This window comes from Pantoea sp. SGAir0180 (genome assembly GCF_043546245.1).
Genome location: NZ_CP028071.1, coordinates 2430228 through 2445148, shown reverse-complemented (window position 1 = coordinate 2445148; position 14921 = coordinate 2430228). Strand labels below are relative to the sequence as shown.

13 protein-coding genes are annotated in these 14921 nt (G+C 57.0%); 11 read left to right on the top strand and 2 right to left on the bottom strand.

Translation table 11 applies throughout. The features are described 5' to 3' along the window. Positions 1 to 156: 156 nt before the first annotated feature. From C1N58_RS11400 to C1N58_RS11370, 7 genes are all read left to right on the top strand, one after another. Entirely contained in the window at positions 157 to 1263 is a 1107-nt protein-coding gene (locus C1N58_RS11400; protein ID WP_039341470.1) for a suppressor of fused domain protein, read from the top strand. A 179-nt stretch (positions 1264 to 1442) separates the two neighbouring features. Next, the gene (locus tag C1N58_RS11395) at positions 1443 to 3338 is read left to right on the top strand and encodes a methyl-accepting chemotaxis protein (RefSeq protein WP_054634278.1); all 1896 of its coding nucleotides are present in this window, start codon (positions 1443 to 1445) and stop codon (positions 3336 to 3338) included. Positions 3339 to 3485: 147 nt separating this feature from the next. Next, positions 3486 to 4019, top strand: a complete 534-nt coding sequence (idi, locus tag C1N58_RS11390) for an isopentenyl-diphosphate Delta-isomerase (RefSeq protein ID WP_006118580.1) — start codon at positions 3486 to 3488, stop codon at positions 4017 to 4019. 231 nt (positions 4020 to 4250) lie between these two features. Then, positions 4251 to 5108, top strand: a complete 858-nt coding sequence (locus C1N58_RS11385; RefSeq protein WP_394564885.1) for a glycine betaine ABC transporter substrate-binding protein OsmF — start codon at positions 4251 to 4253, stop codon at positions 5106 to 5108. A 2-nt stretch (positions 5109 to 5110) separates the two neighbouring features. Beyond that, on the top strand, positions 5111 to 6286 hold the full coding sequence (locus C1N58_RS11380) for an ABC transporter permease (protein WP_394564884.1): 1176 nt from the start codon (positions 5111 to 5113) through the stop codon (positions 6284 to 6286). Beyond that, complete coding sequence (locus tag C1N58_RS11375; protein WP_058701063.1) at positions 6279 to 7226, top strand: ABC transporter ATP-binding protein; 948 nt, start codon at positions 6279 to 6281, stop codon at positions 7224 to 7226. Before C1N58_RS11380 ends, C1N58_RS11375 begins: the two co-directional genes overlap by 8 nt. After that, on the top strand, positions 7214 to 7945 hold the full coding sequence (locus C1N58_RS11370; protein WP_277281685.1) for an ABC transporter permease: 732 nt from the start codon (positions 7214 to 7216) through the stop codon (positions 7943 to 7945). Before C1N58_RS11375 ends, C1N58_RS11370 begins: the two co-directional genes overlap by 13 nt. Before the next feature lie 172 nt (positions 7946 to 8117). Here the strand turns inward: C1N58_RS11370 and C1N58_RS11365 are convergent, their stop codons facing one another. Continuing rightward, positions 8118 to 8852, bottom strand: coding sequence for a MerR family transcriptional regulator (locus C1N58_RS11365; RefSeq protein ID WP_006118575.1), 735 nt, complete (start codon positions 8850 to 8852; stop codon positions 8118 to 8120). Between the two features lie 147 nt (positions 8853 to 8999). Here C1N58_RS11365 and C1N58_RS11360 point away from each other — a divergent pair, with 147 nt between their 5' ends. The 4 genes from C1N58_RS11360 (at position 9000) to ybiB (ending at position 13433) form a co-directional block, all read left to right on the top strand. Then, on the top strand, positions 9000 to 9563 hold the full coding sequence (locus C1N58_RS11360) for a helix-turn-helix domain-containing protein (RefSeq protein ID WP_006118574.1): 564 nt from the start codon (positions 9000 to 9002) through the stop codon (positions 9561 to 9563). Then, entirely contained in the window at positions 9560 to 10078 is a 519-nt protein-coding gene (locus C1N58_RS11355; RefSeq protein WP_039341460.1) for a GNAT family N-acetyltransferase, read from the top strand. The genes C1N58_RS11360 and C1N58_RS11355 overlap by 4 nt, the downstream gene beginning before the upstream one ends. A 196-nt stretch (positions 10079 to 10274) precedes the next feature. Beyond that, complete coding sequence (dinG, locus tag C1N58_RS11350) at positions 10275 to 12437, top strand: ATP-dependent DNA helicase DinG (protein ID WP_058707633.1); 2163 nt, start codon at positions 10275 to 10277, stop codon at positions 12435 to 12437. A gap of 27 nt (positions 12438 to 12464) precedes the next feature. Further along, the gene (gene ybiB / locus C1N58_RS11345) at positions 12465 to 13433 is read left to right on the top strand and encodes a DNA-binding protein YbiB (RefSeq protein ID WP_394564184.1); all 969 of its coding nucleotides are present in this window, start codon (positions 12465 to 12467) and stop codon (positions 13431 to 13433) included. Here the strand turns inward: ybiB and C1N58_RS11340 are convergent. Further along, a complete protein-coding gene (locus C1N58_RS11340) occupies positions 13430 to 14593 on the bottom strand; it encodes a M20 aminoacylase family protein (protein WP_033737697.1) in 1164 nt (387 codons plus the stop codon). The two genes, ybiB and C1N58_RS11340, sit on opposite strands and share 4 nt — an antisense overlap. Positions 14594 to 14921 lie beyond the last annotated feature (328 nt).

The following is a 14921-nucleotide window of genomic DNA, read 5'->3' as shown; positions in this document are numbered from 1 at the left end:
GCTTCCCCGTACCGGGGAAGCGCATCCCGTTTCTGCTTCCGCCATCCTGCCCGGACCTCCCCACTTTGAGAGTTTTACCCTTGTCTGACATGGCGACAGGCATGATCCTGCTCTATCCTCGGGGAAAATGGATTCCTCAAGCACGAATGAGGCGCTATGACGTACCAAACACTGATTGCCGAAGCCCACAATCAGCAGCGCACCCTGACGGCCATTGTCGAACAGGATGCGCGTACTGCTTATTTCTATATCTGGCCCACTGACCTGTTTCGTAGCCAGTTTGCGGTGCGCGGCTGCTGGTTACGTAACCTCCTGCCCGCGCCGGTTGAGGACGATCACCAGGCGATGGCGCAGGGCATTGCCCCCCTGTTAAGTGCCGAATACTGTCGTAACCTGGAAGCGGAGCCGCCGCTGGATCCGGCCGGGCTGCAAATACTCTGGGAACCGGGCGATGCGGGCGCAGCACTCTGGTACTACGGTCAGCTTCTTGCCGTGATCCCGGGCTGGAGTCTTTATCAGGATAAGCAGGTCAGTTTTTCTGCAGGCTGTATTAAAAAGAACCGGCTGACCGCACCCCTGGGTTCGGCGTCCACTAACCATTATTACGCCCTGGCCGAACAGCAACGGCAGTTCTGGCGTGAATGGCATGACGGCAGCGAATGGGACAAGGTACAGCAGGATCTGATGACCTGTTATCAGGCGCAGTTTGGCGAGTCGGTAAAATACTACGCGATCGATCAAGGCAACTGGCCGCCAATGGCGCTGTCGCAGCATTATCACAACGGCATCTGGTATTTTCTAACGCTGGGGATGAGTATTCGTCCTATGCCGCAGGTGGATTTTCTGTTTGATGAACTGGCACCGCACTATCGCCGGGCAGAGCTGGGCATGGCTGTTGATGGCGAGGTGATGACGGAGAGCAATGCGGTGCAAATGGCCAGCGCGCTGGCAGAATTTGTGCATTTACCATGGGCGCGCCTCACCTGGCTCGGCGAAGGCCATACACTCGCTTCGGAAGTGGCACCTGTGGGATTTGAAAGCTATCTGTTAGCCAACGAGCTGGCACCGGAAAGCGCGCAGTTTGTCCTGCCGAGGCGCGATGGCGACAGGCCAACGTTACTGTGGGCCACGCCGGTAACCGAAGCGGAGCGTCAGTTTGCACAGGCTGAACCCCAGGGCGGGCAACAACTTCGTGAACGCCTTTCCGCTGGCGGAAATACCCATATTTTCCGGCCACGCGAGCAGGTCGTCGAGGCGGGATAAGCCGCGCAATCGAGTGCTCGCCTGCCGCCAGGGGTAAGAAAGTTACGCACCTGGTGCAATTAAATATCTTTATTGTTAAATGACTTGTTAAATTTGTGATCTAGTCTACTCAAGTTCCCCTTTGCTGTGCCGTTAACCCGGATCAGGCAATGGCGCCACAAAAGGTCAGGGGAACAATAATGTTAAAGACCACGCAATCCCGCTTCACCGCAACACTTATCGGCTTCTTTGTTGCGTTAATGTTGGTCACTATCTGGGTAATTAATCAGTTTGTTGCGCCTCAACTGGTGGAAAATGAAAGCCGCCTGATTCGTTATCAGGTGGATTCACTGGCTACCGGCATTGTTGAGCAAATGAACCGTGTGCAGGCGCAGCAACGCGCCATCACCGAGGCTGCGGCCGTCATCGACAGCGCGGCGATCGACACCTTATTACCGGCGCTGGTCAACCAGTATCAGGACAGCAACGTCTTTGGCGGCGGTATCTGGCCCTTACCTAATCGTCGCGAAGCCGGAAAAGAGAAAGACAGCAGCTTTTTCGCGCGCGATGCAAGCAATAAGCTGCAGGTGAATACCTACTGGAACTCTGAGGCGGCTGACAAGTACTGGGAGCAACCCTGGTACAAAGACGGGATGGCTGCACCAAAAGGGCAGTGTGCCTGGGCTAAGGCTTATCAGGATGCCGCCAGCCCACAGCCGCGTACCAACTGTGCGATGGCCATCTACCGCGACGGTTCCGTCTGGGGCGTCTCAACCATCGACGTTACGTTGGGTTTTTTCAACCAACTGGCTAAAAAAATGGGCGAGGCGATTCATGGAGACGTACTGATCGTTGAGTCTGACGGCAAAGTGGTCGGCAACGCAGCGCTGGCGAACGGTACGCCAAAACTTGAGAACCTGAGCGATCTGCAGAATCCAATGGCTGGGCCATTGAAAACCCTGCTGGCTCACGCAGGCACCCAGCCGACAGAAACCACTTACAATAGTCATGACGGTGAACAGACGCTGTTTTTACAGGCTATTCCGGGCAGCCCGTGGTATCTGGCCAGTAGCGTTCCGAGCAGCCTCCTGAAAGCACAGTCCCACAACATGCTGATGCGTCTGGGCCTGGTACAGATCCCGCTGGCAGTTATTCTGTTACTGGTGCTGTTAGGCTTTGTCCGCGCGATGATGAAGCGCCTGAGAATGCTGAATCAAAATATTGAAGCCTTGTCGACAGGCGGTGCGGATTTGACCCAGCGCCTGCCGGCCAGCAACAGCCCGGAATTCAACGCGGTGGCACAGAGCTTCAATAATTTTATCAGCTACCTGCAAGGGTTAATGCAGCAGGTTGGCAGCAGCGCACTGGCCATTTCAGCCGCATCACGTGAAATTGCCAGCGGTAATACGAATCTGTCGTCACGGACGGAAGATCAGGCCAGTTCGATTGTTGAGACGGCGGCCTCAATGGAACAACTGACCGGCACCGTGCGTCAGAACGCCGATAACGCCACACATGCGAACCAGCTGGCCGGTGAGGCGTCACAGGTGGCGGCACGTGGCACAGAGGTGGTTCGGCAGGTCGTCAGCACCATGGGTGAAATCCATCACTCTTCACGTAAAGTCGTGGATATTATTAGCGTGATCGACAGCATTGCCTTCCAGACCAATATCCTGGCGCTGAACGCTGCCGTTGAAGCGGCGCGTGCCGGAGAACAGGGCCGGGGCTTTGCCGTGGTGGCATCAGAAGTCCGTAACCTGGCGCAACGTTCCGCTAACTCCGCCCGTGAGATCAAAAAACTCATCGAAGAGTCCGTAGCCAATATCGATGCGGGTAGCCAGTTGGTCGAGCAGGCCGGGCAGACGATGGACGAACTGGTGCAGGGCGTCAGCAGCGTGACCACGCTGATGAGCGAGATCATGGCAGCCAGCCGTGAGCAGAGCATGGGCATCGAACAGGTCAACGTGGCCATCAACCAGCTAGACAGCACCACACAGCAAAACGCCGTGCTGGTTGAAGAAGTCTCTTCAGCCGCCCAGGCGATGGAAGCGCAAAGTCTGCAACTGGAACAGGTTGTGAAAAGCTTTAAACTGTAACGCCCATCGGGCCAGCCTCCGCTGGCCCGACATTTTTGCCGATCGGCTTCACCCTCTGACAGATTTGTGCATAAACAGCACAATTTTATCCCCTCAACCTCGCCGATCTTGTGCCAGAATGATGAGGAACACATTCAAGGAATCCTCATGTCTGCTATTGAAGTCATCCTCGTCGACCATCTTGATCGCCCCACTGGCAAAATGGAAAAGCTGGAAGTACATGAAAAAGGATTACTGCACCGTGCCGTGACGGTGTATGTTTTTAACGCCCGTCAGGAATTGCTGCTTCAGCGTCGCGCCAGCGATAAATACCATTGCGGCGGCCTCTGGAGTAATACCTGCTGCGGCCATCCTTATCCTCATGAGTCGACTAAAGACGCGGCTGAACGTCGGTTACGTGAAGAAATGGGCATGACCTTGTCGCTGACGCCGATCTTCGAACTGAGCTACAACCTGCCCCTGAGTAATGGTCTGACAGAGCATGAATACGGCCATGTGTTTTTTGCGGTCAGCGATGAGCTGCCCCAGCTCAATCCGCAGGAGGCCGACGCTTTCGACTACCGTTCGATGCAGGATATCGCCCGGCAAATGCAGCAGCAGCCGCAGCAGTTTACGCCTTGGTTTCTTCATACGTTCCCGCGTATTCCTGCCTACCTTGAGCATTTCACTTTCCCGGCATAACGATCTCGCCCTGGCTGATGTGGTCAGGGCCGGTTTCGTCACAAAACCCATCGCGCAACGCTGTTACCAGGCTACGCTTTTATTGCAATGAATAAAAACGGTGGGGTGCCCGTGCGCGTTTCGCAGTGCTGACAACCAACGGCGACTCCAGGTGAATAACGTGATAAGGAAAGCAACATGGCAACTATTCGCGGTTGGGCGGGCATCGGTGCAGTAGTGTTTAGCCTCGGGATGGCGCACGCGGCCGAACCGGTTCGTGTCGGTTCCAAGATTGATACCGAAGGCTCACTGTTGGGAAATGTGATTCTGCTGGTGCTGGAAAAGCATGGTGTCAAAACCGTGAATAAAATCCAGTTGGGCGCCACCCAGGTGGTACGCGGTGCCATTACGGCGGGGGAACTGGATATCTACCCGGAATACACCGGTAATGGCGCGTTCTTTTTTAACGACGAAAAAGACAGTGCCTGGAAGAATGCCCGTCAGGGTTATGAGAAGGTCAAAAAGCTGGATGCAGAGAAAAATCACCTGATCTGGCTGACGCCCGCGCCCGCCAATAACACCTGGACCATTGCGGTGCGCAATGATGTGGCCGAAAAAAATCAGCTTAATTCACTACAGGACCTGAGCGCTTATCTCAAAAAAGGCGGTACGTTTAAGCTGGCTGCCTCGGCGGAATTTATTGAACGCAGCGATGCGTTGCCGTCCTTTGAAAAAGCCTATGACTTTACGCTTAAGCAGGATCAACTGTTATCGCTGGCAGGCGGCGATACGGCGGTGACTATCGGTGCGGCCGCCCAGCAAACCTCCGGGGTAAATGCGGCCATGGCCTACGGCACGGATGGCCCGGTTGCCGCGCTGGGCCTGAAAACCCTGAGCGATCCCAAAGGCGTGCAGCCCATCTATGCGCCCACACCCGTTGTACGTGAAGCGGTGCTCAAAGCCTATCCGCAAATGGATGCCTGGCTAAAACCGGCGTTCAGTGCACTTGACGAAAAAACATTGCAACAGCTCAACGCCAAAATTGCTGTGGAAGGGCAGGATGCCAGCAGTGTGGCAAAAGCGTGGCTGCAACAGCAAAAGCTGCTGTAACGGTGTCGCTTGCGCGGTCGGTCATCAACTGGCCCTGGCGACAGCCTGTGGCTCTGGTCCTTGTTTCGCTCCTGAGTCTGGTGCTGGGCGGGCTGCCGTTTGTCATTGTGGCGGCCAACCGGCTGGTCAGCGGGCAGTCCCTGATGCTCTGGCAAACCGCACACGGCAGCCTGGTACTCCCGCTGTGGCTGATGCTGGTGGTACTGTTATGGATACGATCGTCTTCCCTGCGCAGCGCCCTGCAATTCCTCACCGCCGCCCTGCTGTTGGCGGCGCTGACTGGCGTGTGCGGCGATCAGGCAACATGGGTGGCGGAGCAGGGTAGCCGTCTCGCGCGTACCCGGTTTGCCAGCGGCATGTGGTGTGCAAGTGCCATTACGCTACTGCTCATCACGGATACGGTGCGTCAGTTAACCAAACATAAGCGCTGGCAGCTCGTGCTGAATCTGTCGGTCTGGATCATCCCTCTGTTTCTGCTGTTCAGCGGTCAACTTTCACAGCTGTCTCTGCTTAAAGAATATGCCAGTCGTGAGGCGGTGTTCGATGCCGCTTTACTGCGCCATCTGACGTTATTAGTCGGCACCGTTCTGCCTGCCTTACTCATCGCGTTGCCGCTTGGCATAGCGCTCTACCGACGGCCTGGCTGGCAAAGCAGCGTGTTTGGCGTACTGAATGTCGTTCAGACAGTGCCCTCAGTGGCGTTGTTTGGTTTACTGATTGCCCCGCTGGCGGCGCTGGCAAAACGTGTTCCCCTGGCAGGTGAATGGGGCATCAGCGGCATTGGGATGGCGCCCGCGATTATCGCCCTGGTGCTCTATGCTCTGTTGCCGCTTGTGCGCAATGTGGTGACCGGTCTGCAACAGGTGCCTCCGGACGTGCGCGAAACTGCGCGCGGCATGGGACTGAGTCGCCGCCAGCAGTTCCTTGCCGTTGACGTCCCCCTGGCGTTGCCAGTGTGGCTGGCAGGATTACGCGTGGTGGTGGTGCAGACGCTGGGCATGGCGGTGATCGCGGCGCTAATTGGCGCAGGTGGATTCGGCGCCATTATTTTCCAGGGATTGCTGAGCAATGCGCTGGATCTGGTGCTGTTAGGCGTGATCCCGGTCATTGCGCTGGCGGTCGTGCTGGATGCGTTATTTCGGGTAGTGATAGCCCTGCTGGAGCGAAGCGATGATTGAGTTTGAGCGCGTCACAAAATACTTTGCGGGCCAGGCGGCGGTGAAAAATCTTTCTCTGACGCTTGCCGAGGGAAGCTTTAGCGTTCTGTTGGGGACGTCGGGTTCCGGCAAGTCGACCACGCTGAAAATGATCAACCGCCTAGTGGAGTACGATCAGGGCGATATTCGCTTTCGGGGGACGTCGATTCGTCAGTTAGATGCGCAGGCCCTGCGCCGACAAATGGGCTATGCGATTCAGTCGACGGGGTTATTTCCCCACTGGACGATCGAAAAGAATATTGCCACGGTGCCCGCCTTGCTTGGCTGGCCGAATGCACGCCGCCAGGCACGAATTGCGGAGCTCATCACGCTACTGAATCTGGATCCGGCCTTATTGCGTCGCTATCCGCATCAGCTTTCCGGCGGGCAGCAGCAGCGCGTCGGGGTTGCCCGGGCGCTGGCAGCCGATCCCCAGGTGTTACTGATGGATGAACCGTTTGGTGCACTGGATCCGGTAACGCGCAGCGCGCTACAACAGGAAATGTTACGTATCCATCAGGTCTCCGGCTGCACGATTGTGTTGGTGACGCATGATATTGATGAAGCCCTGACGCTGGCCGACAACATCGTGCTGCTCCATGACGGTGAGATCGTTCAGCAGGGGAAACCGCTGACGTTACTGACCCGGCCAGGCAACGATTTTGTCCGGGATTTTTTTGGCCGCAGTGAAAGAGGACTGCGGCTACTGGCGCTCGGACAGGTCGGCAGCGTGGTGCGTCATGGCGAATGGCTGGAAGCAGAACCGCTCAGGGCAGATCTGACGTTACGTGAGGCGCTGTCGCAGTTTATCAGTCGCGGCACCGATAAATTGCCGGTAGTCGATGGCGATCGCCGCCCGCTTGGTGTGCTTCACTTCGCTGACCTGCTGCATCATGCGGAGACGGGCCGATGCGACGGTTAGCCGATCCGCTGCTGTGGCTGGTGCTGCTCTATCTGGGACTGCTCTGGGCGATGCCCTACAGTGGCCCGCTGTTTGCCGCCTGGTTTCCTGAACTTGCGCGCCCACTCTACCAGCAGGACAGTTTCTGGCAACTCACCCTGGCGCACCTGTTTTTAGTGGTCGTAGCCAGTCTGCTGGCAACCGTTATCGGCGTCGGCTGTGGCGTGCTGGCGACGCGTCGCAGTGGTCGCGCTTTCCGCCCTCTGCTGGAAACCATTGCGGCAGCCGGTCAGACCATCCCGCCTGTGGCCGTGCTGGCCATTGCGATACCGGTGATGGGATTTGGCGCCTGGCCCGCGATCGTGGCATTACTGCTCTATGGTTTGCTGCCTATCCTTCAGGGCACCTTAGCAGGGCTGGACAACGTGCCTGCCAGCAGCCGGGAGATTGCCGTAGGGATGGGAATGAGCCGTTGGCAGCGCTTATGGCAGGTGGAGCTCGCCCTGGCCGCGCCGGTGATTATTGCGGGAATGCGCACGTCGGTGATTATCAATATCGGTACGGCAGCCATCGCCTCTACCGTAGGAGCAAAAAGCCTGGGATCGCCCATCATTATTGGATTAAGCGGCTTTAATACCGCCTATGTGCTGCAGGGCGCTTTACTGGTCGCACTGTTGGCGATTGTCTGCGATCGCCTGTTTGAACGGCTACAGCGCAGATTTAGCGTGAATGGACGATGAGCGAATAGCCAACCAGCATCAGCCCACTGGTTCCGCCAAGCGCCAGAATAGCAAACAGCGTGGCGAAAAAGGTTTTTTTCCAGTTCATAAATAACCTGAAGGTGTTGATGTGAAGGCGGGGATGATAGCGCGCGCAAGGCAGCCGTCATAGTGCCGAGCGTGCGTTTTTGTGTCAGTGAGCCTCATGCAAAAGCACAGAGAATCCCTGCTCCTGCCAGTGCGACAGTTGTTCCTGCTGACGACGTGTCAGTTTTTTCCCCGTAAAAACAAACATATTCAGCCCGGGAAACAGCTCCGGTCGCGGAACATCCAGCGGTTCTGACAGCACATCAATCCGCCAGCCGTGCTGGGATAACCGCCAGCCTTCCAGCCAGATGCGGGTTCGATCCTCAATGCCCCAGCCAATGATCAGCGCTTCCTTGCCTGCCTTTTTGCGATTACTGGCAAGACAGAACGCCACATAGTCGATCAGAATGCCGTCGAGCAGGCTGCACATCGTGCGGGCCGTATTCTGATCAAGGCTGAGTTTTTGCCTTACGGGCATAAAAACATGATCGATCAACGAATCGACTGCATATTCGCGGCCAATTAAGGCGATTTTATTGCGTAGCTTTGCCGGTCTTACATGGCGCAGTATGCTGATAAGCTCGTCCTGCATGGCCGTCCAGCCATCATGCGTATCAACATCGCCGCCTTCCAGTAGGGCTTTTACCTTGCCTACCGGGACTCCACTCTCAATCCAGCGCATAATTTCCTGGATGCGCTGAACATCTTCTTCATCGAACTGTCGATGACCGCCTTCAGTACGTTGTGGTTTCAATAATCCATAACGTCGTTGCCAGGCGCGTAAGGTAACCGGATTTATGCCACAGCGCTCGGCGACGTCGCCGATACTGTATAAGGTCATATTTACCTCTTTCACTGACCTGAATGAAACCACCATAGCGAAGCCTGTTAAGTTGTACAACCAATTTTTAAATGTACAACTTGACGGCTGCGCTTAAATGGTGTCTTATCTCATTTGTGAGAATTAAATTTCATAATAGAGATAAAAATGGCTGCTGATAATACGGAACAACGCCTCGCGGCTCGCCTGGCAGAACTGCGCATAAAACAGGGCTGGTCACTGGATGAGTTATCCACCGCAACAGGCATTAGCCGGGCAACATTATCGCGTATTGAGCGCGCTGAAACCAGTCCAACGGCTGCTCTCCTGAACCGCTTATGCGTCGCTTACAGTTTAACAATGTCACGCCTGTTGAGCGAAGTTGAAGAAGGTAACGATCTGCTGATTCCGCGCGATCGCCAACCGGTCTGGCAGGACGAAGCCAGCGGTTTTATTCGCCGTAACGTATCGCCGCCTGCGGCCACCTTCCGATGTGAACTTATTGAGGGAACGCTGCGACCGGGTGCCCGTATTGATTATAATGCGCCGCCCGTGCAGGGCATGGAGCAGCATATCTGGCTGCGACAAGGGCAACTAACGGTAACGATGGGCGCGCAGAGCTGGACACTCGGTCCGGGCGACAGCCTGCGTTTCCATCTTACGGGCGCATCCGGCTTTCAGGCGCATCTGACTGAAGGTGCGCGTTACCTGCTGGTGGTATGTAAACCATGACACTCTATGAATCACTCAGCGCCGGTGCGGCGCACCAGGCGTTAAGCGAGCTGGTCGAGGTTTTACAGGCCTGTGTCGCCGACGGGGCCAGCGTCGGGTTTATCGATCCCGATGACCGGGCGGCCATTCATCAGTTCTGGCAACGTCAGCTTGCCGGACTGGAACAGGGCCAAAGTGAGCTGCTGGTCGCCCGTCAGCATGGCACGGTTGTCGCGACGGTTATGCTGAATGCGAGCGCAATGCCGAATGGCCGACACCGGGCCGAGATCAGTAAATTATTAGTGCATCCCCGCGCGCGGCGGCAGGGCATTGCACGCCAGTTAATGCAGCAGGCAGAGCAGCGGGCACGCCAGCAGGGGAAACGCTTACTGGTGCTGGACACGCGGCGTGGCGATGTCGCCAGCGAGCTTTACCTGGCGCTGAACTGGCAGGTGGCCGGATTTATTCCTCTCTATGCGGAATCCATTCACGGTGAGATGGACGCGACCACGGTGATGTTTAAACTGCTGACGTAGCGGATGTGCTGCGAGAGTGCGCCGGGTTAACGGGATCGGCAATCAAACATGGACTGCGCCGCGCGGTTTTCCGGTGCTCAGCCCGCTCGCCTCGCCGCCCGTTTCTGAAGCGGGCACGAAAAAACAGACCTGAAAGCTGACGACACCGCAATACTGTGTAAAAATACAGGCCAATGAGTAACACGGTAATCTGAACATGGCCCTGACAGCAGCAATAAAAAGCCAGATAGCACAGTGGTACAAAGCGCTGCAGCAACAGGTGCCCGATTTTATTCCTCGCCCGGCCCAGCGTCAGATGATTGCTGAGGTGGCAAAATGCCTGTCGGGTGATGACGGTCGTCACCTGGCAGTGGAAGCGCCTACGGGCGTGGGCAAAACCCTTTCTTATCTGATCCCCGGTATCGCCGTCAGCCGTGCCGAAGAGAAACGGCTGGTGATCAGCACGGCCAACGTGGCCTTGCAGGATCAAATCTTCAGCAAAGACTTGCCGTTGCTGAAAAAAATCATTCCGGATTTAACCTTTACAGCGGCCTTTGGGCGGGGACGTTACGTCTGCCCGCGTAACCTGGCTGCGCTGGTGGCGGATGATCATCAGCAGGCTGATTTGCTGTTCTACCTGGATGATGACGCGGTCAGCAGCACCAAAGACGAGCAGATCCTGTGCGGACGGCTGCAAAAGTCACTCGATCGCCATCAGTGGGATGGCCTGCGCGATCACAGCGATGAAAACGTCAGCGACAGCCTGTGGCAGCGCCTGTCGACGGATAAAGCCAGTTGTCTGGGCGTGCATTGTCGCTGGTATCGGGAGTGTCCGTTTTTTATCGCGCGACGTGAAATCGAGCAGGTCGATGTGGTGGTCGCCAACCACGCGCTGGTGATGGCGGCAATGGAAAATGAATCGGTATTGCCGCCCGCCAAAAACCTGATGCTGGTGGTGGATGAAGGCCACCATCTGCCCGACGTGGCGCGGGATGCGCTGGAGATGAGCGCGGATATCACGCCGGGCTGGACCAGCCTGCAGCTCGATCTGTTTGTCAAACTGGTCGAGGCGATAATGAGCCAGATGCGGCCCAAATCGCCGCCTCCGCTGGCCAGTTCTGAACGCCTGAAAGCGCACTGTGATGAACTGCGCGAGTTACTGACCGTGATAAGCGATGCATTGAGCCCGCTATTACCCGCGCATAATCAGCCCGGCGAGTTTCGCTTTGTATTGGGCGCGTTGCCTGAGGATGTGCTGGCGCTGTGCGCGCGTCTGTTTAAGCTGAGCGATGCGCTGCGCGGGCTGGCAGAGGGACTGATCAACGCGCTGAGTGAACAAACCGGTAGCGTTGATCTGGTCCGTCTGCATCGCAATTTATTGCAGCTTAACCGCCACTTTGGCTGGTTTGAATCGGTCAGCAAACTGTGGCGGCTGGCCGCGATGGAGAAAGCCTCTGGCGCACCCGTCTCCAAATGGATTACCCGCGAGCTGCGTGAGGGACAGGCACATCTCTTGTTTCACTGCGCAGGCATTCGCGTCTGCGATCAACTGGAAAAAATGCTGTGGCGGAAAATCCCGCATGTGGTGGTGACCTCTGCGACACTGCGCTCATTAAACAGTTTTACCCGCCTGCAGGAGATGTCCGGGCTGAATGAAAAGGCCGGGGACCGCTTCGTGGCGCTGGACTCGCCGTTCAGCCACGTCGACCAGGGTAAGCTCGTTATCCCGCAGATGCGCTACGAGCCGCTGATGGCGAATGAAGCAGCCCATATCGCCGAGATGGCGGCCTTTTTTCGCCAGCAAATGCAGACCGATAAACACAAAGGCATTCTGGTCCTCTTTGCCAGCGGTCGGGCCATGCAGCAATTTGTCGAGGCGTTGCCCGAGTTGCGCCTGATGATGCTGGTGCAGGGCGATCAACCGCGTAGCCGGCTGATCGCCCTGCACCGTAAGCGGATAGAACAGGGCGAAACCAGCATTCTGATTGGTTTGCAGTCCTTTGCCGAGGGGCTGGATTTAAAAGGCGAGCTGCTCAGCCAGGTGCACATTCATAAAATCGCTTTCCCGCCCATAGACAGTCCGGTAATTTTAACCGAGGGAGAGTGGCTAAAAAGTCTCAAACGCTATCCGTTTGAAGTGCAAAGCCTGCCCAGCGCCTCCTTTACGTTAATTCAGCAGGTCGGGCGCTTAATTCGCAGCCACCAGTGCTATGGCGAAATCGTGATTTACGATCGCCGTCTGCTGAGCAAAGCTTACGGTGCCCGGCTGTTAGCCGCGTTGCCCGTGTTCGCCATTGAACAACCGGTGACGCCTGAGCCTGAAGCCCTGAAGGCCCGATCCAAACCTGGCGCGCGCAAACCGCGTGCGACGCGGCGTTAAGTCGGTACCACTGAACGGAAACGAGTGATGGAACTGAATAAAATTATCAAAGAAGTCGGGCGTGGTAAGAATCATGCACGTGATATTGATTTCGACAGTGCTGTTGCACTTTACGGCGCTATGCTGGACGGCAGCGTACCGGATCTTGAAATGGGCAGTATTTTAATTGCCCTGCGTATCAAGGGCGAGGGCGAGGCGGAGATGCGCGGATTTTATCAGGCGATGCAGGCGCGTATGCTGCGCCTGCAGGCACCCGCAGGCCGTCCGATGCCCGTAGTCATTCCCAGCTATAACGGTGCGCGTCGTCAGGGCAATCTGACGCCCCTGCTGGCGCGGGTGCTGAACCGGCTGGGTTTGCCGGTGCTGGTTCACGGCGTCAGCGACGATGCGACGCGCATCACCAGCGAAGCGGTGTTTGCGGCGCTGGGCATCATGCCGGTCACCACTGCAGAGCAGGCGCAGACGTTGCTCGACAAGGGTGAACTGGTGTTTATCACCATCGATCACCTCTGTCCGCCAATGGCAAAACAGCTGTCGCTGCGCTGGCGCATGGGCGTCCGCAACAGCGCCCATACGCTGGCAAAACTGGCCACCCCGTTTAGCGAACGCGAGGCGCTACGCCTGTCGAGCGTCTCGCATCCCGAATATGTGCCGCGGGTGGCAACGTTTTTTAATGATATTGATGCCCCGGCTATTTTGCTGAATGGTACAGAGGGCGAGGTTTACGCCAATCCGCAGCGCTGCCCGTCCATCAGCTACGTGGGCGGTGCTGGACAGCAGGCCGAGGTCTGGGTGGAGAGGCAGCCGGAAATCAGTGTAGCGCTGCCCGCGGACAAATCGGCAGAGGAGACCGCGTGCTGGACGCAGGAGGTGCTGAATCAGCAACGTCCACTGCCCGCCTCGCTGCGTCTGCAGATTGCCTGCTGTCTGCGTGCCAGCGGTGAGGCGGCGACGCTGCAGGCCGGTCTGGACAGGCTCGCGGCAGCGGGTTTTTAAGCGCGCGTCTGTGGCAGAGCCTGTTCCACCAGGTTCTGCCAGAACTGGATTCCGGTCGGAATCAGCGCATCATTGAAGTCATAATGGGCATTGTGCAGCGGTGCGGAGGGCGTTGCGCCATCGGCACCCAGCCAGAAGTAGGCGCCTGGGCAGGCTTCCAGCATACAGGCAAAGTCTTCCGAGGCCATGGACGGATTCACCTGCCAGCGCACCTGGCCTTCGCCGAAGGTACTAACGGCAACGTCATGCACCTGCTGAGCCGGGCCAGCATGATTCGCCGTTACCGGATAGCCGGGCAGCCAGTGAATGGCCCCACACACGCCAAAAGGTTTCGGCAGCGTCGTCACAAAATCATCAACAAGGGCATGAACCCGTTTGCGTACGTCGTCCTGCAGACAGCGCACCGTTCCGCGCAGAACAATCTGCTCCGGAATCACGTTAATCGCCTCACCGCCCTGAATCTGGGTGACGCTGACAACCGCAGATGACAGCGGCGACAGGCGACGTGAGGGAATAGTTTGCAGCGCCAGGATCAGTTCGGCGGCGACCACCATCGGATCGGCACCGCTCTCCGGCATGGCCGCATGGCAACTCTTACCGCTCAGGGTGATTTCAAAGGCGTCCAGCGAGGCCATCATTGCGCCGGGATTGACGGCCAGCGATCCCAGCGGTAAGCCCGGCCAGTTATGCATCGCGTAAACGGCATCCATCGGGAAGCGCGTAAATAAGCCCTCTTCGACCATTTTGCGTGCACCGCCCAGATTCTCTTCCGCCGGCTGAAAAATGAAATGCACAGTGCCGCTGAAGCGACGCGTAGCCGCCAGATGTTTTGCTGCCGCCAGCAAAATTGCCGTGTGACCATCATGGCCGCAGGCATGCATCACGCCGGGCCTGGCAGAGCGCCAGGCCGCATCACCTTTCTCGTTGATCGGCAGCGCATCCATATCCGCGCGCAGGCCGATAACCGGTCCGGCGCCATTTTCCAGCGTGCCCACCACGCCGGTGCCAGCCAGACCGCGAAACACCTGCAGGCCTGCAAGTTCCAGCTCCTGAGCGACCTTATCGCTGGTCTGATGTTCCTGATAACCCAGTTCAGGTTCGCGATGAAACTGATGGCGCCAGCGCAGCGCTTCGTCAAGCAGGGCAGGGGAAAGAGTCATGCAGTATCGCGCTCCATATCATTCAGGAAGCTTCACTTTAGAGATCTGACAGCGGTACGTCTATTACCGAAAAGGCGAAATGGGATGACAGGCTAAATCAAAATGGAATAAGTAATAAGCAAGTGTACAAAAATGCAGTCGTTTATGCCGGTTCTCGTTTCACGCACAGAAAGCCAATACCGATAAGGCTGTCTTAGCAGGACGGATCGGCCAGCAGGGGCACGGCACAGGCTCCCGGTAAGATCCATCGTACTCTGGCATTCGATGACGCCATGGGTTCAACACGGTTTATGGGCGTATCATCCGGATTGTCCTAGGTTCATTACCG

What these genes read in the sequence shown, in the direction of transcription:
- C1N58_RS11340 (WP_033737697.1), bottom strand. Translation starts at nt 14,593, where the DNA reads ATGACTCTTTCCCCTGCCCTGCTTGACGAAGCGCTGCGCTGGCGCCAT.
- C1N58_RS11360 (WP_006118574.1), top strand. Translation starts at nt 9,000, where the DNA reads ATGGCTGCTGATAATACGGAACAACGCCTCGCGGCTCGCCTGGCAGAA.
- idi (WP_006118580.1), top strand. Translation starts at nt 3,486, where the DNA reads ATGTCTGCTATTGAAGTCATCCTCGTCGACCATCTTGATCGCCCCACT.
- dinG (WP_058707633.1), top strand. Translation starts at nt 10,275, where the DNA reads ATGGCCCTGACAGCAGCAATAAAAAGCCAGATAGCACAGTGGTACAAA.
- C1N58_RS11355 (WP_039341460.1), top strand. Translation starts at nt 9,560, where the DNA reads ATGACACTCTATGAATCACTCAGCGCCGGTGCGGCGCACCAGGCGTTA.
- C1N58_RS11385 (WP_394564885.1), top strand. Translation starts at nt 4,251, where the DNA reads ATGGCGCACGCGGCCGAACCGGTTCGTGTCGGTTCCAAGATTGATACC.
- C1N58_RS11365 (WP_006118575.1), bottom strand. Translation starts at nt 8,852, where the DNA reads ATGACCTTATACAGTATCGGCGACGTCGCCGAGCGCTGTGGCATAAAT.
- C1N58_RS11400 (WP_039341470.1), top strand. Translation starts at nt 157, where the DNA reads ATGACGTACCAAACACTGATTGCCGAAGCCCACAATCAGCAGCGCACC.
- C1N58_RS11370 (WP_277281685.1), top strand. Translation starts at nt 7,214, where the DNA reads ATGCGACGGTTAGCCGATCCGCTGCTGTGGCTGGTGCTGCTCTATCTG.
- C1N58_RS11375 (WP_058701063.1), top strand. Translation starts at nt 6,279, where the DNA reads ATGATTGAGTTTGAGCGCGTCACAAAATACTTTGCGGGCCAGGCGGCG.
- C1N58_RS11395 (WP_054634278.1), top strand. Translation starts at nt 1,443, where the DNA reads ATGTTAAAGACCACGCAATCCCGCTTCACCGCAACACTTATCGGCTTC.
- ybiB (WP_394564184.1), top strand. Translation starts at nt 12,465, where the DNA reads ATGGAACTGAATAAAATTATCAAAGAAGTCGGGCGTGGTAAGAATCAT.